At 60.0% G+C, this 17,892-nt stretch carries 16 protein-coding genes; 1 reads left to right on the forward strand and 15 read right to left on the reverse strand.

Annotated features, from left to right (window positions below; translation table 11 throughout):
* Positions 1-5: 5 nt before the first annotated feature.
* The 6 genes from LOY28_RS13965 to argH all read right to left on the reverse strand — a co-directional run bounded on the left by LOY28_RS13965 (position 6) and on the right by argH (position 5,902).
* Positions 6-893 (reverse strand): polysaccharide deacetylase, encoded by an 888-nt coding sequence (locus tag LOY28_RS13965; protein WP_018929138.1) that lies wholly within the window; start codon positions 891-893, stop codon positions 6-8.
* Positions 886-1,734 carry a polysaccharide deacetylase gene (locus LOY28_RS13970; protein WP_018929139.1) on the reverse strand — a complete coding sequence of 283 codons (849 nt, stop codon included), beginning with the start codon at positions 1,732-1,734 and terminating at the stop codon, positions 886-888. The genes LOY28_RS13965 and LOY28_RS13970 overlap by 8 nt, the downstream gene beginning before the upstream one ends.
* Before the next feature lie 77 nt (positions 1,735-1,811).
* A complete protein-coding gene (locus LOY28_RS13975) occupies positions 1,812-2,636 on the reverse strand; it encodes an ABC transporter substrate-binding protein (protein WP_018929140.1) in 825 nt (274 codons plus the stop codon).
* Between the two features lie 39 nt (positions 2,637-2,675).
* Positions 2,676-3,440, reverse strand: a complete 765-nt coding sequence (locus LOY28_RS13980; RefSeq protein ID WP_018929141.1) for an amino acid ABC transporter ATP-binding protein — start codon at positions 3,438-3,440, stop codon at positions 2,676-2,678.
* A gap of 10 nt (positions 3,441-3,450) precedes the next feature.
* Positions 3,451-4,329, reverse strand: coding sequence for an amino acid ABC transporter permease (locus LOY28_RS13985; RefSeq protein WP_018929142.1), 879 nt, complete (start codon positions 4,327-4,329; stop codon positions 3,451-3,453).
* A gap of 145 nt (positions 4,330-4,474) precedes the next feature.
* Complete coding sequence (gene argH / locus LOY28_RS13990) at positions 4,475-5,902, reverse strand: argininosuccinate lyase (protein WP_258614304.1); 1,428 nt, start codon at positions 5,900-5,902, stop codon at positions 4,475-4,477.
* A 296-nt stretch (positions 5,903-6,198) separates the two neighbouring features.
* On the opposite strand from argH, the gene LOY28_RS13995 reads away from it, so the two are divergent.
* Positions 6,199-7,164 carry a LysR family transcriptional regulator gene (locus LOY28_RS13995; protein WP_026286387.1) on the forward strand — a complete coding sequence of 322 codons (966 nt, stop codon included), beginning with the start codon at positions 6,199-6,201 and terminating at the stop codon, positions 7,162-7,164.
* Positions 7,165-7,306: 142 nt separating this feature from the next.
* Here LOY28_RS13995 and LOY28_RS14000 read toward each other — a convergent pair whose 3' ends face one another.
* From LOY28_RS14000 to arnB, 9 genes are read right to left on the reverse strand one after another with little or no spacing between them, the layout of a single operon-like run.
* Positions 7,307-8,929, reverse strand: a complete 1,623-nt coding sequence (locus tag LOY28_RS14000) for a glycosyltransferase family 39 protein (protein WP_258614305.1) — start codon at positions 8,927-8,929, stop codon at positions 7,307-7,309.
* Entirely contained in the window at positions 8,902-10,281 is a 1,380-nt protein-coding gene (locus LOY28_RS14005) for a UDP-glucose/GDP-mannose dehydrogenase family protein (protein WP_018925828.1), read from the reverse strand. Before LOY28_RS14005 ends, LOY28_RS14000 begins: the two co-directional genes overlap by 28 nt.
* The gene (arnF, locus tag LOY28_RS14010) at positions 10,278-10,691 is read right to left on the reverse strand and encodes a 4-amino-4-deoxy-L-arabinose-phosphoundecaprenol flippase subunit ArnF (RefSeq protein WP_019578860.1); all 414 of its coding nucleotides are present in this window, start codon (positions 10,689-10,691) and stop codon (positions 10,278-10,280) included. The genes LOY28_RS14005 and arnF overlap by 4 nt, the downstream gene beginning before the upstream one ends.
* Positions 10,688-11,032, reverse strand: coding sequence for a 4-amino-4-deoxy-L-arabinose-phosphoundecaprenol flippase subunit ArnE (arnE, locus tag LOY28_RS14015; RefSeq protein ID WP_018925830.1), 345 nt, complete (start codon positions 11,030-11,032; stop codon positions 10,688-10,690). Before arnE ends, arnF begins: the two co-directional genes overlap by 4 nt.
* Positions 11,029-12,684: a lipid IV(A) 4-amino-4-deoxy-L-arabinosyltransferase gene (gene arnT / locus LOY28_RS14020; protein ID WP_018925831.1), complete on the reverse strand. Its 1,656-nt coding sequence runs from the start codon at positions 12,682-12,684 to the stop codon at positions 11,029-11,031. The genes arnE and arnT overlap by 4 nt, the downstream gene beginning before the upstream one ends.
* Positions 12,681-13,565 (reverse strand): 4-deoxy-4-formamido-L-arabinose-phosphoundecaprenol deformylase, encoded by an 885-nt coding sequence (gene arnD, locus LOY28_RS14025; protein ID WP_111453311.1) that lies wholly within the window; start codon positions 13,563-13,565, stop codon positions 12,681-12,683. The genes arnT and arnD overlap by 4 nt, the downstream gene beginning before the upstream one ends.
* Positions 13,565-15,559, reverse strand: a complete 1,995-nt coding sequence (gene arnA, locus LOY28_RS14030) for a bifunctional UDP-4-amino-4-deoxy-L-arabinose formyltransferase/UDP-glucuronic acid oxidase ArnA (protein WP_258614309.1) — start codon at positions 15,557-15,559, stop codon at positions 13,565-13,567. Before arnA ends, arnD begins: the two co-directional genes overlap by 1 nt.
* Positions 15,556-16,575 carry an undecaprenyl-phosphate 4-deoxy-4-formamido-L-arabinose transferase gene (gene arnC, locus LOY28_RS14035; protein ID WP_258614310.1) on the reverse strand — a complete coding sequence of 340 codons (1,020 nt, stop codon included), beginning with the start codon at positions 16,573-16,575 and terminating at the stop codon, positions 15,556-15,558. The genes arnA and arnC overlap by 4 nt, the downstream gene beginning before the upstream one ends.
* Positions 16,572-17,720 (reverse strand): UDP-4-amino-4-deoxy-L-arabinose aminotransferase, encoded by a 1,149-nt coding sequence (arnB, locus tag LOY28_RS14040; protein WP_018925835.1) that lies wholly within the window; start codon positions 17,718-17,720, stop codon positions 16,572-16,574. The genes arnC and arnB overlap by 4 nt, the downstream gene beginning before the upstream one ends.
* Positions 17,721-17,892: the final 172 nt, after the last annotated feature.

Below are 17,892 nucleotides of genomic sequence, written 5' to 3' on the forward strand. Positions count from 1 at the left end.
ATCTCTCATACGCCGTAATCCCGATAATGACGCTCGTACACAGCGGCCGGGTGATCCTCGGTCACCGGCGCCGCCGACTCTGCCCACCACTGAGCCACTTCGGCACCGGTGGCGATCCACACGTCATCGTGCTGCTGAATGCTTTGCAGCAATTCGCGCAACACGCCGATCCGCCCTGGCGTGGCGATGATTTCCGGGTGCAGCCGCAGCACGTAACACAAGCCGAATCGGTGAAACCCGGCGAAGTCCATCTTCAGATTGCCAAGGGTGTGGCTGTAAGAGGCGATGCGCGATTGCGCCGGTGGCACCGCCGGGCTGAGGTTGAAGGCGAAATAGGGCTCGTCCTCCAGTTCGTAGTGCAACGGCAGTTCGATCACCTCGGGCGCCGTCGGGTGAGCGAAGGGCAAATCATCGCCGCGCCATGACGAGGACCAACGGATACCGTGCTCGCGCAACGCCTCGATGAAGCCGGGTGCGCCATTGCCGGCGGGAATGCGAAAGCCTGTCGGACGCTGACCGGTCAGCGCGCTCAAGGCCGCGCAGCCCTTGGCGATTTCGGCGCTTTGCTCGGCCAGGGTCAGGTGGTCGTAGTGCTGATGGCGGTAGCCGGCGCAGGCAATCTCGTGCCCGCCGGCCTGGATCGCCCGTAGGTGTTGCGGGTTTTCCTCGGCAACGATGCCGGGCACGAACCAGCTGCTGGAAACCCCCAGTTCTGCTAACACGCCAAGCAAACGCTCGACCCCGCGCTGGGTGCCGTAGCGCCACACCGACAAGGTCTTGTCGCGCCCGGCGACTTCCGGCGCCTGGGTGAGGATGCCGTGGATGTCGTTGTAATCGACGGTCAGCACCACGGCGCAGCGGTAGCCGTTGGGCCAGACAATGGAATCAGCCATGGTGATGCTCCTTCAGCCACCAGTGGGCGACATCGCGGCAGGTGGCGAACCACACGTCATCGCGTTGGCGCATGTGTTCGAAGAGTTTTTCCAGTAACAGGATGCGGCCCGGTTTGCCGGTGATCTTGGGATGGAACAGGGTGGTCAGGCACAGGCCTTCAGCCATGGCGCCATCGAACTCGCGGCACCAGTTATCGAGGGTCAGTTCGTAGCTGGCGGTTCGGTCCAGCCCGGAAGGGAAGTCCGGTGCGCGGGTGTAGGCGAGGGAGGCGTAGTCGTCCATTTCCCAGCGGCCGGGGATTTCCACCAGTGGTGTATCGAAGCCCGGCACCTTGACCAGGTAGGGCCGGTCATCGCCGCGCATGCTGCTGGAATAGGTCACGCCGGCTTCCACCAGCATGGCCGGCGTTTCGGCCCGCCAGTCGCCGGACGGCGTGCGGAAACCTTCAGCGCGGATGTTCAGGTACTTCCAGAACACCTCGCGGGATTTGTGCATCACGTCCTTCTGCTGCTCCAGCGTCAGGGCGTAAAAAGATTCGTGTTTGTAGCCGTGATAGGCCACCTCATGCCCGCGCTCGACAATCGCCTGGCACTGTTTCGGCCAGTTCTCCACGACCCAGGCCGGAACGAAAAACGTGGTCGGGATGCGGAACTCATCCAGCAGATCGAGAATCCGCGGCAGCGCCCGATAGGGGCCGTAACCGCCGAAACCGAAATACTCGGGCTTGCGCCAGATCGAGCCGTTAAGCATGGCATCGCCGGTGGGGCCATCGAGGTCGAAGGCCAGGGCGAGGCAGGCCTGGTGCTGGTCGGGCCAGGTGGGTTGCAGCGAGGAGGACATCGTATGGCGCTCCAGAATTAATAGTTGAAACACCCGTAGCAGCTGCCGAGCCCGCGAGGCAGCTGCTACGAACCGTGTTACTTGCCGGCGTTGATGGTCACGGTCTTGATCGCGCCCAGTTCCAGGTCCCATTTCTTCAGGATTGCCTGGTAGCTGCCGTCATCGATCATGCTTTGCAACGCGATTTTCACCGCTTCGCTCAGCTCAGTTTTTTTCTTGCTCACACCCATGCCCGAGAACTGCTTGGAGATCGGCAGTCCCACGGTTTTGTACATGTCCTTTTCCTGGGTCTTGAGGTACGGCAGGGTTTCGCTGCCCTGCATGGCCGCGTCGATACGGCTCTGACGCAGTTGCGCACGGGCGTCGGCCGAGCCTTCGGTGCCGATCACGTTGATCGCAGGTTTGCCGGCGGCTTCGCAGTTTTCCTTGCTCCACGCGGCGATTTCCGCCGGGAAGGTGGTACGGCGGCTGGTGCCGACTTTCTTGCCGCACAAGTCGACGATCTCGTTGGTGTCCTTGTTTTTCTGCAAGGTGTAGAACTGCGGACCGCTGGTGAAGTAATCGACGAAGGTCACGCTGGCCTGACGCTCGGCGGTGTCGGTCATGCCCGACAGCACCATGTCTACGCGGTCGGTCGTGAGCGCGTTGATCATTTGCTCGAAGCCGGTTTCCTGCCATTTGATCTTCACGCCCAGACGTTCGGCCAGGGCGTTGCCCAGGTCATAGTCAAGGCCGGTGAGAGTGTTGGTGGCCGGGTCCTTGAAATCCATCGGCGGGTAGTTCGGCATGATCGCAACAACGATCTCGCCCTTGTCCTTGATGCTGGCCGGCAACTCGGCAGCGAAGGCGAAACCGGATGCCAGGACACTGGCAAGTACTGCTGGGATTACTAGGTTCTTCATGGTCGTTCTCTTATGAGTGTTGTGAGCGCCAAAGGGCGCTTAGGTTCGAACGGCAGAAATGAAGCTTTGGGTGCGTGGGTTTTGCGGACTTATTAGTATTTCTTCGGGGCTTCCAGCCTCCACGATCTGCCCGCCGTCCATGAACACCATGCGGTTGGAAACCTCGCGAGCGAAGCCCAGTTCATGGGTGACGACGATCATGGTCATGCCGGTTTGCGCCAGATCGCGCATCACCGACAGCACCTCTCCGACCAGTTCCGGGTCGAGTGCCGAAGTGGGTTCATCGAACAGCATCAGCTTGGGGCGCATGGCCAATGCACGGGCAATAGCGACACGTTGTTGCTGACCACCCGACAGTTCGATCGGGTAGCTGTTGCGCTTGTCGGCCAGGCCGACGCGAGCGAGCAGTTCCACGGCTTCTTCGTGCGCCTCTTTGGGCGAACGCTTGAGCACCTGGCACGGCCCTTCGATGATGTTTTGCAGCACAGTCATGTGCGGGAACAGGTTGAAACGCTGGAACACCATGCCGGTGGCCAGGCGCTGGCGGGCAATCTGCGATTCGTTGAGCTCGTGCAGTTTGTTGCCGACGATCCGGTAACCCACCAGTTCGCCGTCGACCCACAGGCCGCCCTTGTCGATTTTTTCCAGCTGATTCACGCAACGCAGCAGGGTGCTTTTGCCGGAGCCGGACGGGCCGATGATGCACAGCACTTCACCTTGCTCGACCTCGATGTTGATGTCCTTGAGCGCGTGGAAATGGTCGTAATACTTGTTCAGGCTCACGGCCTTGACGATGCTTCTCATGTTGGGCTCCTCAAGAACGCTTGCCGGCGCCGCGAGCGAAACGACGCTCCAGACGGCTTTGACCGAAGGACAGGACGGTGACGGTGGCCAGGTACCAGATACCGGCGACGATCAGCAGCTCCATCACGCGTGCGTTGGCGTAGTAGATGTTCTGCGCGTTGTAGAGCAGCTCCGAGTACTGGATGACGCTCGCCAGGGAGGTCATTTTCACCATGCCGATGAATTCGTTACCGACCGGCGGAATGATGATCCGCATGGCCTGGGGCAGGATGATCCGGCGCAGCGCTTGCAGGCGCGGCATGCCGATCGACTTGGCGGCTTCGTACTGGCCGGTGTCCACCGACAACAGGCCGGCACGCACCACTTCGGCGGTATAGGCGCCCTGGTTGATGCTCAAGCCGAGGAGGGCGGCGACGAAGGGCGTCATCAGGCTCACGGTGTCCATTTCGAACAGGCCGGGGATGCCGATGGTGGGAAAGATCAGCGCCAGGTTGAACCACAGCAACAGCTGCAGGATCAGCGGCGTGCCACGGAACAGCCAGGTGTAGGTCAGCGCCACATAGCGCAGGATCGGGTTGGCCGACATGCGCATGATCGCCGTGATCACCCCGAAGACAATGCCCAGCGCCATCGCCAGCACCGCCATGACGATGGTGTTGAGCAAGCCCCACATGATCGCTTGCGAAGTGAGGAACTGGCCGATGTACGACCATTCAATCTTGCCTTCGGCGAAGGCTCGTACCAGGCCGATAATCGCAATGACGATGACGCTGGCGAAGAAAATCCGCCCGTAGTAACGCCGTGGCACGTGTTGGTACTGGGTGATATCGAACTGGTTTTCCGCCAGTTTGCGCTCCGCCTGGAGTCGTTCTGCCTGTGTCTGGCTCATGTTGGTTCTCCGTACACTGTTCTTTCAGATCAAGCACAATCCCCTTGTAGGAGCCGGCTTGCTGGCGATGGAGTGTCAGTCGACATCAATTCAGCTGACACACCATCGCCAGCAAGCCGGCTCCTACAAGGTTTTGCGTTGTCTATCAGAGGCGGAAGCCCTGATAGTTCTCGGTCCACTCGTGCTGCGCGACAAGGGCGGTTTTCAGTCGGCCGATCTGCTCGCGCACCTGTTGCGGCGCGGTACCGCCCCAGCCACTGCGGGCGGCGATGGCGGCTTCGAGGGTCAGGCTGTCGCGCACCTCAGGTGTCAGGCGCGGATCAATCTCGGCCAGCAGCGCCGGAGAGGCTTCCCACAGTTCGATGTCGTGTTTCTCACAGGCCTGGACCAATGCGCCGGTGATTTCATGCGCTTCCTTGAACGGCACGCCGCGCACTGCCAACCAGTCGGCGACTTCGGTGGCAAGGGTGAAACCCAGCGGTGCCTGACGGCGCAGTTCTTCGACGTTGACCTTCATGGTCGCGACCATCCCGGCCATGGCCGGCAGCACCAGCAGCAGGGTGTCGACGCTGTCGAGCACGCCGTTTTTGTCTTCGCTCAAGTCACGGTTGTAGGACAGCGGCAGGGATTTGAGCGTCGACAGCAGGCCGGTCAGATTGCCGATCAGGCGGCCAGCCTTGCCCCGGGCCAGTTCGGCGATGTCCGGGTTTTTCTTCTGCGGCATGATCGAACTGCCGGTGGCGTAGGCATCGTCCAAAGCGACCCAGCGAAACTGCCGCGACGACCACAGGCAGAATTCTTCGGCGAGGCGGGAAATGTTGATCCCGAGCATGCTGGCGATAAACAGGAACTCGGCGACGTGATCGCGGCTGGCCACGGCGTCGATGGAGTTTTCGCACACGCCGCTGTAGCCCATTTCCTTGGCCGACTGCTGGGGCAGGCGAGCGATGGCGGAACCGGCCATGGCCGCTGCACCCAGTGGCGACAGCGAGGTGCGCGCGTCCCAGTCCACCAGACGCTGCACGTCGCGCAGCATCGATTGGGCGTGGGCCAGCAAGTGGTGAGCGAACACGATCGGCTGGGCTTGTTGCAAGTGAGTGAAACCCGGGCAGATGCTCTCGACGTGTTGCTCGGCCTGCTCCACCAGTGCTTGCTGCAAGGCCAGCACTTCAACGGCCAAAGTACGGACGTGATCACGCAGGAACAGCCGCAGGTCGTTGGCGGTCTGGTCGTTGCGCGAACGGCCGGCGCGCAGTTTGCCGCCCAGTGCGCCGAGGCGTTCGGTCAGCAGGCGCTCGATGAAGGTGTGCACGTCTTCGTCGTCCAGGGTCGGCGCGATGCTGCCGGCACGGAAGTCATCACCGATGCGCTGCAGGGCGTCGAGCATGGTCTGGGTTTCCTGCTCGCTCAGAAGACCGGCGCGCTGCAATTCCCGGGCATGCGCCTTGGAACCGGCGAGGTCATACGGGGTGAGGCGAAAGTAGCGCTCGGGGCAACGGGACAGGGCCGCCAGGGCTTCGGACGGGCCGCTCTTGAAGCGGGCACCCCAGAGACGGTCGGTGGTTTGAGACATTGTTGTTTTCCTCGTCGGTAACGCGAACTGAAATCGGTGTGCAGAGCCTGAAACACTTCCCGGAAATCATTCAGGTGTGGTCATGGCTGAGCAGTGTTCAAGAGGGCAGTTGCTTCGTTGCGAGAGCTGATCGAAGTGTCAGCTTTTAATAGTTCGAAATCAGTGAGTTGGCACTGATTGGCGGAATTTATTAACGGTTGCCAAGCTTTGTTTTCTGTGTTCATTATTATTAGCCAGCACTGTTTTTGTTGTTGGACACAGGTTGTTGAATAGGGCGCCAGAGGTAAATAAGCATTATGGAAACCCCACTTTCCAATTCCGGTAACCCGCCGTTAAAAACGGTACATCGGGCGCCGTTGGCCCTCAGCGGCCTGGACTTCAAACTGCTCAAAGTATTCAAGGCCGTGGTCGAGGCTGGCGGCTTCAGTGCGGCGCAGAATGAGCTGAACGTGGGCTTGGCGGCCATCAGCAAACAGATTTCCGACCTTGAGATTCGCATCGGTATGCGTCTGTGTACCCGGGGACGGGAAGGGTTTCACCTGACCGAAGAAGGGCGTCTGGTGTATCAGGCCTCGATCGATTTATTTGCCTCGGTCGATAACTTTCGTGATCGGCTTAGTTCAGCTCAGAATGAACTTATTGGCGATCTTGGGGTGGGCGTCATTGATAATACAATTACGGATTCAAATTCTCCGTTAGTTGCGGCGCTTAGAAGAATAAATGAAGAGTCGCCGAAAGTAAGATTTCAACTTCAGGCATCGCAGTTAGATGAAGTGGAAAGAGGCGTGGTCGAGGGGCGGTTAGTGGCCGGGATCGTGCCGGTTTATCAAAAAAGAGAAGAGTTCGATTACTTCCCGCTGTATGAAGAACGCTCGTACGTGTATTGCGCTGTCGGTCATCCGCTGTTCTCGGTGCCGGAGGCGGACATGGGCGGCAATGTGCTGCAGGATTACGAGTGCATCAACCATCGCTACGCGATCCATCGGGACAAACTGAATTTTGCCCGCTACGACAGCTTTTCCGCTTCGGCGACTCAAGTGGAAGCCGTGGCGCTGCTGGTCAAGACGGGCCGTTTCGTCGGTTTTCTGCCCGAGCATTACGCGGCAAACCTGGTGGCTCAGGGACAGTTTCGGGCGGTGCGTCCGGACCTGATCAACATCGTCACGCCGTTCAATCTGATCCTGCGCCACAACACTGTGCGCAGTCCGTTGGTGAAGGCGTTTGCCCAGGCGCTGGGGGTGGATTTGAAGGCGCCGGTTTAACCTCAAACGTAGGCGTTCAAGTGTGGTTAACAGTAACTAACGGACAATACATGGATACGCAGGAGCTACTGCAGGCTGCGATCTTTGATCTTGCTCTTCAGCAACATCGAAACCATCAAAAGATCGCAACCTGCGGCAGTTCCTACAAGGGCGGCGTGTGCAGCAATACGAAATCGTTTTTATCGAAACGTCCGCTCAATACCGGTGGCTGGGCACCCAGCGGAGTGCCTTGCAAGGCGTTGTAGTCGTTTCGGTCCATCATCAGCCAGGCCGGCCCCGAGAGGGCTTCCAGCTCCTGAATCGATTCGGTGAACACCGGTTGAAAGTCCTGCTCGATATTGACCATGAACTTGATCGCCTTGGCGTCTTTGCCCATGCCGTGCAGCACCAACGGCGCCGGAGCTTTTTGAATCTCTGCGAACGTGGCTCGGCTGAAGGCTTGCGTATCGTAAAGCTGACGTTCGACCGGTTCATATACCAGGATATAAACCGACCACAGCGCGAGGACTGCGCAACAGGCCAGCACCTCGGCTCGCCAGCGAGCGCGAAACCAAGCCGCCAGCGTGATGACTTGCAGAGCCGCAAGCACGATCAATACCGGCACAAAGGCAGGAGGTTGTGCTGGCAGACGCCGCTGAATGATCAGCAATGCGACAATCAACACCCCCGGTATCACCAACCACAGCCCTTGCATCAAACCCCGCAACCAACCGAATACCCGACCTTGCGCCACCTGAAACGGGTACGCCGCAATGATCGCTGCCATGGGCAGCATCGGCAGCAGGTAACGGGCCTTTTTCGCCTGGGGAATCGATAAGCCAATCATCACGATCAACCCGGCCGCCGTGCAGTATTGCAACAAGCGTAATGCCGGACCTGCCTGCCGTGGATTCGTCAGCCAGACCGCGGCCAATACCAGCAGTGCCAATGGATAAGCGAGCGCATAGTTGCCAAACGAAGCGGTGAAGTAATACAGCGAACCACTGACGCCTTCACTGCCGTCCATGCGCCCCATGAACTGCATGCGCACCACGTCATGCATGAAGGCCGTTCCACCACTGGCTTCGGCCAGCCACAGCAGTGCGCCAACGCACACCACCAACAACACCGCCGCCAACAGGCCAAAACCGAACAACCGTGACCATTGGCGATTGAGCAGGTAGTAGCTGCACAACATACCGGTGGGGATAACCAGCCCGATCGGCCCGCGAATCCCGAAGCCCAACAGCAGCAGCACAAAAATCAGCGGCCACCGACGGGGCATCGCGAAATGATCGGCGGCGTACCCAAGGTAGAACACCGAAAAGGCCACGGCCGCCAGCATCAGGTCCTGGGACACGGCACGGGTTTCAGTGACAAATGTACTGGTGAGCAACATCAACGCGATGCTCAGCAGCGCCCAGCGTGTGGAGCAGGGCGCGACCAACCGGTACATCAACGTGACGATCACCGCAGCGCCGATGGCAGTCGGCAACCACGCGGTGAGGCTATTGACCTGACCGAACGGCAGGGACAACAGCCAGACAAACACCGTAGACAGCGCCGAGTAATCGGCATAGGGCTGGCCATAGGTGGTCGGGAAAAACGACGGCCCGTGGCGCAGCATCTCCTGGGCGAACAGCACGAACCGCGAATCGAAACCGATTGCTGTTTGCTGATAGACCCCCGCGATGAACAGCATGAACGTCAGCAGCCCGAACCCTAAGGACTGCCGACGAATGCTGGGCGATACCGTACTCACGCGACGCCTGAGGCCGATGGCCATTGCTGAAGGGGAATTGGCAATTTGCGGGATTCACCACGGCCCATCGGGAAATACAGGAAGCCGCTGCGGGCCAGGCGCTCTGCGTCGTACAGGTTACGTCCGTCGAAAATCACCGGTGCATTCAGGCGTTGCTGGATCAGGTCGAAGTCTGGCGCCTTGAACTGCTGCCATTCGGTGCAGATGATCAAGGCGTCGGCACCCGAAAGGACTGATTCCGGCGTGCCCATGAGCATCAGCTTCGGTTCGTCAGGATAAAGGTGTTGGGTTTCCTGCATGGCTTCCGGGTCGAACGCCCGTACATTGGCCCCCGCAGCCCACAGCGATTCCAGTAGCACCCGGCTCGGCGCATCGCGCATGTCGTCGGTGTTGGGCTTGAAGGCCAGGCCCCAAACGGCGAAGGTCTTGTCGCGCAAATCACCCTTGTAGAACGCGTTGATGCGTTCGAACAGTTTGTGTTTCTGCCGCTCGTTGATGGCTTCCACCGCTTGCAGCAGGTCGCTGTTGCAGTGGGCTTCTTCGGCACTGTGGATCAGAGCGCGCATGTCCTTGGGGAAACACGAGCCGCCGTAACCGCAGCCGGGGTAGATGAAGTGGTAACCAATACGCGAGTCGGCACCGATGCCCAGCCGTACCGATTCGATGTCGGCACCCAGGTGTTCGGCCAGTTCGGCGATCTGGTTGATGAAGCTGATTTTGGTCGCCAGCATGCAGTTGGCGGCGTATTTGGTCAGCTCGGCGCTGCGCAGGTCCATGAACATGACGCGGTCATGGTTGCGGTTGAACGGTGCATAGAGGTCGCGCATCACGTCGCGCACTTCATCGCCTTCACAGCCGATGATGATGCGGTCCGGGCGCCGGCAATCGGCCACGGCCGAACCTTCTTTCAAAAACTCCGGGTTGGAAACGATATCGAACTGCAGCTGACGGCCGGCCTTGAGCAGGTACTGGTCGATATGGGCGCGCAGCGTATCGCCGGTGCCCACCGGCACCGTGGATTTCTCCACCAGGATCACCGGCTGTTCACGATGACGCGCGACCGCTTCACCCACGGACAACACGTATTGCAGATCCGCCGAACCATCCTCCCGGGACGGTGTGCCGACGGCGATGAACAGCACCTGGCCATGTTGCACCGCGAACTTTTCGTCCGAGGTGAAGTGCAGCCGCTTGGCATCCAGGCTTTCACGCACCAGGCTGGCCAGCCCCGGCTCGAAGATGCTGACGTGGCCTTGTTGCAGCAACGCAACTTTTTTCTCGTCAATGTCCATGCACACTACGTCATGGCCGACTTCAGCCAGGACGGCGGCTTGCACCAGACCAACGTAACCGCTACCAAATACACTGATTTTCATGATGCACTCCTAAGTTCGGGCGCGCGAGCAGGTCGAGAATTAATAGTAATGACCCCCAGGATGACCAGCGCCACTCCCAGGGTTTTTGAAAGACTGAAGGATTCGTTGAACAGTGGCAGGCTGGCGGCCAGCACATACACCAGCGCGTAGCTGATGCTCAGCAGCGAATAGGCCCGACCCAGCGGCACATCCCGCAGGGCCGCGAGCCAGGTGAGCATCGACACGGCATAGGCGAGGATGGCGGCCAGTACGACAATCACAGCGGGCATATCGACGCTGCCGCTGCTCAAGGCCGCTAACCACTGTTCAGGATGTGGCAAGCGAGTCATGCTCCAGCGCATGCCCAACTGCGCGGCGGTGCCCAGCACTACGCTGCCCATGGCAAAGGCGATTCCGCGACGCAGGCTCATGCGTGTTGCCCCAGCAACGCCACGCCACCAATCACCAGCGCCACGCCCAACCAGTGACGGCGGTCGATGACTTCGTGAAAGACGAAACGGGCGACCAGTGTGATCAGCACGAAATTCAGGCTGAGCATGGGATAGGCGATACCGACTTCGAGGCGCTGCAACACCAGCAGCCAGACCAGCAAACCCAGCCCCAGAGAGGCGAGCGCCAGCCACAGCCAGGGCGAACGCAGTTTCTCGCCCCAACCCGAGGTCTTGCCACGCCAGCTTTCCACGGCGTACTTCTGGGCGATCTGGCCAAGGCAAGTCAGCAGGCAGGCGGTCAGTAGCAGCAACAGGCTCATGACGCATCCCGAGGGAAGATCAGGATCACCAGGTTGCCTTGTTCATAACGTTTGCCATCCTTGGGCAGCAGTTCGATTTCTTGCAGTTCGTCATCCCCTTTGACCCGCATCACCACGCCGACCGAACCACTCTGACGCGCTTCGCGCATCCACTGTTGCACGTGCTCGAGATCGACCCGCTGCTGTATTGCATCTGGATCAGGATAGTCGAGGCCGTATTTCAATTCGCCTATCGTGTTGTACAACGCCACCTCCGGGCGTTTCAAGCGCCAGGCCAGGGCCGAGGCAGCGCCCAGGTCGTTGCTCAACAGCTTGTCGGTCTGCGCCAGTTCCGGGGCGTGCTGGAGGATGAACTGGTCGGGCATCTTGTTAGCCACCACCGAATCCGGCATGCCGGCCGGCAGCACGCCGATCAGCAGCAAACTGCCAAAAGCCGGTGCCGCCCAGCATTGCAAGGGACGGAAGGCCTGCAGCAGGTTGGCCATGATCCAGCCGATCAACCCGATGAACACCAATACCAGGTTGTGCAGTTCGTGGGTGTACAGCGGTTTTTTCAGTTGCAGATAAACCAGCGCAATCAGGACGATCAGGCCCAGCGTCATGTTCAGCAGGCCATTGATCCCCAGCACCCGGCCTTGTTCCAGCTTCAGTCGGTCCGCCAGGGCATGGCCCAGCAACAACGCCAGAGGCAGCAGGCAGGGCATGATGTAGGTCGGCAGCTTGCCGTTGCTCAGGCTGAAAAACAGCAAGGGCATCAGCAACCACAGCAGCAGGAAAGCGATGTTGGCCTGACGCCGGGTCTGCCAGGCCTGTTTCAGCGCCGATGGCAGCAACGCCGCCCATGGCAGGCTGAACGCTACCAGCAGCGGCAGGTAGAACCACCATGGCGCATCGTGTTGGGCGTCATCCCCGGCGAAGCGGCGAATGTGTTCGTGCCAGAAGAAGAACCGCCAGTAATCGGGTTCCTGCGCGTGCACCGCCAAGGCCCACGGCAGGCTCACCGCGATGGCGACGATAATCGCCACCGGGCCGTAAGTCAGCAGTTCCCGCCAGCGTTTCTGCCAGAGCACCCAGGGCAGGGCGATCAACACCGGCAACGCCCAGGCGAGGAAGCCTTTGGTCATGAAACCCATGCCACAGGCAAGCCCCAGTACAGTCCAGCCGAGCAGACGCTGGCCACGGCTGGTGCTGTCCAGCGCAAACCACAAAGCCACCAGGCTCAGGTTTACCCAGAAGGTGAATTGCGGATCGAGGTTGGCGTAGCCGGCTTGCCCGGCGATGATCGCAAAGCTCATGTACAGCAGCGCACAGGCAAAACTCTTGCGCGGCTCGTTCCACAGCCGGTGAGCGATCAGGTAGCACAGCAACACGCTCAGCCCGGTGCTCAGCACCGAGGCAATACGTACGCCAAACAGATTGTCGCCAAACAGCGCCTGGCCGATAGCGATCATCCAGTAGCCCGCGATGGGCTTTTCGAAGTAACGCAGGCTCATGAAATGCGGCGACACCCAGTTACCGCTCAGGAGCATGTCCTGGCTAATCTGGGCGTAACGGGTTTCGTCGGGAATCCATAGGCCGTGGGTGCCCAGTGGCAACAAGTACGCCAGCAGCAGAACGACCAGTAATAACGGCAATGCCCAGGGTTTGCTCATGCGCCTTGAACCCCTAGCCAACCTTCGCGACCCTCAAGGGTGCCGCGTACAACCCGGCCCTTCGGCAAGATGGCGGGGGCGTCGGGAAGCAAATTGCCCAAGGGCTGGAAATGAATATCACGTTGGCGAGCATCGGCCAATAATTGGCGAAAATCGTTGGCCATCAGAATCCCTTCTACTTCGGCATGGACAGTGTAGACATTGAGTTTTTGCGGGGAGAACCGCTCAAGAATGAAGGTGTTGAAGTCTTTGGCCGCAACGGTCGGGCCAACCACTTCGTCGAAGGTCGGCAGGTCCACCGGAATCTGCGGTGCGCCCAGACTACCATTGGTCAGGATTGGCTGGAACATATGCTGGCCTCGACAATCGCTGTTGTAGCGAAAGCCGAAACCTTGCTTGGCTTCGATCACACGCTCGTCCGCCCGCCAACCGGCGGACGCCGAGCATTCGACTTTTTGGCCGAGGATGTCACTGAGGCTGTCGACGCCACGACGAATCTGCTCGATCAGTTGCGCCTGGCTCCAGCGTCCGGCATTGGCCTGCCAGCCGTGGTGATCCCAGGCGTGCAGGCCGACTTCATGCCCAGCCGCCTGGGCTTGACGCATCAGGTGCCCGAGGTCCCGACCGATCGGTTTACCCGGCCACGCAGTGCCTGCCAACAAAATGTCCCAGCCATACAGGCCGGCAGCGTTGGAACGAAGCATCTTCCAGAGAAACTGCGGACGGATAAGGCGCCACAAGTGGCGCCCCATGTTGTCTGGCCCGACGCTGAAGAAAAACGTCGCCTTGACCTGTGCTTCATCGAGTATTTCGAGTAACCGCGGCACCCCTTCACGGGTGCCTCGGTAGGTGTCGACATCGATTCGAAGGCCTGCCTGCATCAACGTTTTTTGTCCGCGATTTCGAGCATGGCCTCGCGCAGGAAGAAGTCCAGCGTGTTGCCGATGGTTTCCTTCATCTCCACGGTGGGTGCCCAGTCAAGCAGACGCTTGGCGTTGGCGATGCTCGGTTTGCGGTGAGACACGTCCTGATAGCCAGTGCCGTAGAAAGCCTTGCTTTCGATATCGCGGAAACCGGCGAATGGCGGGAAGTTGTCGCGCAACGGGTGAGCTTCGAACTGACGCAGCAGTTCTTCGCCCAGCTGACGAATGCTGGCTTCGTTGTCCGGGTTGCCGATGTTGATGATCTGGCCGTTGCAGACATCGTTGTCGTTGTCGATGATCCGCGCCAGGGCTTCGACGCCATCGGCGATGTCGGTGAAGCAGCGTTTTTGTTCGCCGCCGTCGAACAGGCGAATTGGCGTGCCTTCCACCAGGTTCAGGATCAACTGGGTGATGGCCCGGGAGCTGCCGATACGCGCCGAGTCCAGACGGTCCAGGCGTGGGCCCATCCAGTTGAAAGGGCGGAACAGGGTGAAGTTCAGGCCTTTCTGGCCGTAAGCCCAGATCACTCGGTCAAGCAGCTGCTTGGAGATCGAGTAGATCCAGCGTTGCTTGTTGATCGGCCCAACCACCAGGTTGGAGCTGTCTTCGTCGAAGTTGGCGTCCTGGCACATGCCATAGACTTCGGAGGTCGACGGGAAGATCACGCGCTTGTTGTATTTGACGCAGTAGCGAACCAGTTTCAGGTTCTCTTCGAAGTCCAGTTCGAATACACGCAGCGGATTGCGGGTGTATTCGATCGGCGTGGCGATCGCCACCAGCGGCAGGACCACGTCGCATTTCTTGATGTGGTACTCGATCCACTCCGAGTGGATGCTGATATCGCCTTCGACGAAGTGGAAGTTCGGATGGCTGCGCAGGCGCTCGATGGCGTCCGAGCCGATGTCCAGGCCGTACACTTCATAGCGGTCGTCACGCAGCAGGCGCTCGGACAGGTGATTGCCGATGAAGCCGTTGACGCCAAGGATCAGCACGCGGGTGCGACGCGGTGCACGGCCCGATTCGGCGCCACGCAGCACAGAACCGTCGACCAGCCCCAGCTCATTGGCCAGTTGTGGACCGCTGAGGTACAGGCCGTTGTCGTTGCGTTGGCCGGCGTTGACCACCAGCGAGTCTTCGCCGCAGGCGATGCGCAGCGGATCGACGCTGATAACCCGGCCCGGTGCCTGACCTTCGTTGCCCTTGACGACATCCGCGCTCCAGACAATCAACTTGTGCTCGCCCACGGCACAGAACGCGCCTGGGTAAGGTTGGGTCACGGCGCGGACCAGGTTGAACAGTTCTTCGGCAGGTTTACTCCAGACCAGTTTGCCGTCCGCCGGGGTGCGACGGCCAAACACTGTGGCTTTGGATTCGTCCTGTGGAGTTTCGCTGATTTTGCCCTGAAGCAATGCAGGCAAGGTGTCGCGCAGCAGATCGCTGGCGGCCTGGCGCAATTTGGCGTGCAGGGTCAGCGCGGTGTCGACGCGCTCGATCGCTACCCGCTCCTGGGCAATGATGGCGCCGGCATCGGCACGTTTGACCATGCGGTGCAGGGTCACGCCGGTCTCGGTTTCACCGTTGACCAGTACCCAGTTGGCCGGTGCGCGGCCACGGTAGCGAGGCAGCAACGAACCGTGCAGGTTGAAGGCGCCTTTGCTGGCCGTGGCCAACAGTGGTTCGCTCAGCAGGTTGCGGTAGTAGAACGAAAACAGGTACTCGGGGTTGAGTTTGCTGATGCGCTCGATCCACAGCGGGTGGTTGGCGTCTTCCGGGGCGTGCACCGGGATGCCTTTACGGGCGCACAGTTGCGCAACCGAGCCATAGAACGCATTTTCCTTCGGGTCATCGGGATGGGTGAACACGGCTGCAATCTCGAAACCGCTGGCAAGCAGGGATTCGATGCCGGCACAGCCAATATCGTGATAAGCGAAGACAACAGCTTTTGCACTCATGAGAGAACCTGATCTGAAGAAGTGGAAGTGAGACCGTCAACGGTGACAACGGGGGCAGGAGCAGAAGGGGTGCTACGTAAAACTTTTTCGATAAAGAACCGTGGACGTGCCCGGACGTCGCTGTACATGCGGCCCAGGTACTCGCCCAGCAGGCCCATGCCAATGAATTGCCCGCCGGTGAAAACGAACAATACGGCGAACAGGACGAACGTACCGCCGCCCGCCCAACCGGCGCCGAAAGCCATGCGCAGCACAATCAACGCGATGGCGAACAGCACGCCGAGGCCGGCCATGCCGAAGCCGACGATGCTCAGCAATCGCAGGGGTGTGGTGGTCATGCAGGTGATCAGGTCGAACATCAGGTTGATCAGGCGCATCGGGCTGTATTTGGATTCGCCGTGTTCACGCTCGGCGTGGGTCACCAGAATTTCCGTGGTGTGCCGGGCGAAGCTGTTGGCCAGGATCGGGATGAACGTGCTGCGTTCGCGGCAGGCGAGCATGGCGTCGACGATGGTGCGGCGGTAGGCGCGCAGCATGCAGCCGTAGTCGCTCATGGCAACACCGGTGGAGCGTTGCACGGCAAGGTTGATCAGCTTCGACGGCCAGCGACGCAAGGCCGAGTCCTGACGGTTGTTGCGCACCGTGGCGACTACGTCATAGCCCAGTTCAGCCTGAGCCACCAGCCGCGGGATTTCTTCAGGCGGGTTTTGCAGGTCGGCGTCGAGGGTGATCACCACGTCGCCCTTGCATTGTTCGAACCCTGCCATGATCGCCGCATGCTGGCCGTAGTTGCGGTTGAGAATGACCGCCACCACCGGGCTGCCGTCGAGACTGGCCGCGTCCTCGAGGATTTGCGCCGAGTTGTCGCGGCTGCCGTCGTCGACCAGCACAATTTCGTAGTCATGATGCAGTTGCTGGCACGCCGCTTCGGTGCGCCGAAGCAACTCAGGCAGACTGTCTTCCTCGTTATAGACCGGGATGACGATTGATACGCAACGGATCGGATAAGGTTTCACAGGCTTCTGTCCAGTGTTTTTTCAATGGCGCCGACGACACGATCGACATCATCGGTAGTCATGTCGGGGAACAACGGGATCGAACACAGCCGCGCCGAGTTCCATTCGGTGTTGGGCAGGTAGATGTTGGGGAAACGCTGCCGGTAGTAAGTGTGCAGGTGGGTGGCGATGAAGTGAATACCTGTGCCGATGTTCTGTTCCTGCAACGCCTTCATGAACGCCTCGCGATCCAGCCCGCAACGTTCGGCGTCGATGCGCAGGATGAACAGATGCCAGGCGTGCTGTTGCGCATGGGCCGGAATGGCCAGCGGTTGCACCGGCAGGCCTTCAAGGCGTTGCAGGTAGGTCTGGGCCAGCTCTGTGCGCTTGGCGTTGATCGCGTCCAGGCGTTCCAGCTGAACCAGGGCGATGGCGGCATTGATGTCGGCCAGGTTGTACTTGAAGCCGGGTTCGATCACCTGGGCCTGGGGTTTTCGGCCGTGGGTGAGGCGGTCGTAGGCGTCGACGCCCAGGCCATGGAACTTGAGCATGCGTACCCGATTGGCCAGGGCTTCATCGTCGCTGACGAACATCGCGCCCTCGGCGCAGGTCATGTTCTTGATCGCGTGGAACGAGAAGATCGCCGTGCCTTGGGCGCCGACATGCCGACCTTTATAGAAAGTGCCCGCCGCGTGAGCCGCGTCTTCGATGACGGTGATGCCATGTTTGTCGGCCAGAGCGTAGAGCGGATCGAGGTCGAATGCCGCGCCGGCGTAATGCACCGGAATGATTGCCTTGGTGCGAGGCGTGATCGCCGCTTCGATGCTCTCCAGGTCGCTCATCAACGTGTCGCGGTCAACGTCGACGAAAACCGGCGTCGCACCGAGCAGGCAGATCATGTTGGCGGTCGACACCCAGGTCTGGGACGGAGTGATGACTTCGTCACCGGGACCGATACCCAAGGCCAACAAAGTAATGTGCATGCCACCGGTGGCCGAGGACAATGCGACGGCATGCCGACAGCCGACATAGTTGGCGAAGTGTTCTTCCAGTTGCTGGTTTTTCGGCCCGGTAGTGATCCAGCCAGAGCGCAGTACTTGCTCTACCGCAGCAATTTCTTCATCGCCGATACTCGGGCGAGAGAAGGGGAGAAACGCCTGACTCATGGGCACCTCGGAACTGAAAAAAAAATTAGACTATCAGGCTTGAACGTTGGATCCAACATCAGCGTAGACGCTAAAACAAAAGCGGCATCAAGCAGTTGCCAGTAATTTGTGACAAATTACATCGGTTGACTTTGCTTGTCATGCCCGACGGGTTGGACGCTATCAAGACGCC

This window comes from Pseudomonas sp. B21-017 (assembly GCF_024749245.1).
GTDB lineage: Bacteria > Pseudomonadota > Gammaproteobacteria > Pseudomonadales > Pseudomonadaceae > Aquipseudomonas.

Coding starts and splice junctions, on each gene's coding strand:
- LOY28_RS13965 (WP_018929138.1), bottom strand. CDS start 893: ATGGCTGATTCCATTGTCTGGCCCAACGGCTACCGCTGCGCCGTGGTG.
- LOY28_RS13970 (WP_018929139.1), bottom strand. CDS start 1,734: ATGTCCTCCTCGCTGCAACCCACCTGGCCCGACCAGCACCAGGCCTGC.
- LOY28_RS13975 (WP_018929140.1), bottom strand. CDS start 2,636: ATGAAGAACCTAGTAATCCCAGCAGTACTTGCCAGTGTCCTGGCATCC.
- LOY28_RS13980 (WP_018929141.1), bottom strand. CDS start 3,440: ATGAGAAGCATCGTCAAGGCCGTGAGCCTGAACAAGTATTACGACCAT.
- LOY28_RS13985 (WP_018929142.1), bottom strand. CDS start 4,329: ATGAGCCAGACACAGGCAGAACGACTCCAGGCGGAGCGCAAACTGGCG.
- argH (WP_258614304.1), bottom strand. CDS start 5,902: ATGTCTCAAACCACCGACCGTCTCTGGGGTGCCCGCTTCAAGAGCGGC.
- LOY28_RS13995 (WP_026286387.1), top strand. CDS start 6,199: ATGGAAACCCCACTTTCCAATTCCGGTAACCCGCCGTTAAAAACGGTA.
- LOY28_RS14000 (WP_258614305.1), bottom strand. CDS start 8,929: ATGGCCATCGGCCTCAGGCGTCGCGTGAGTACGGTATCGCCCAGCATT.
- LOY28_RS14005 (WP_018925828.1), bottom strand. CDS start 10,281: ATGAAAATCAGTGTATTTGGTAGCGGTTACGTTGGTCTGGTGCAAGCC.
- arnF (WP_019578860.1), bottom strand. CDS start 10,691: ATGAGCCTGCGTCGCGGAATCGCCTTTGCCATGGGCAGCGTAGTGCTG.
- arnE (WP_018925830.1), bottom strand. CDS start 11,032: ATGAGCCTGTTGCTGCTACTGACCGCCTGCCTGCTGACTTGCCTTGGC.
- arnT (WP_018925831.1), bottom strand. CDS start 12,684: ATGAGCAAACCCTGGGCATTGCCGTTATTACTGGTCGTTCTGCTGCTG.
- arnD (WP_111453311.1), bottom strand. CDS start 13,565: ATGCAGGCAGGCCTTCGAATCGATGTCGACACCTACCGAGGCACCCGT.
- arnA (WP_258614309.1), bottom strand. CDS start 15,559: ATGAGTGCAAAAGCTGTTGTCTTCGCTTATCACGATATTGGCTGTGCC.
- arnB (WP_018925835.1), bottom strand. CDS start 17,720: ATGAGTCAGGCGTTTCTCCCCTTCTCTCGCCCGAGTATCGGCGATGAA.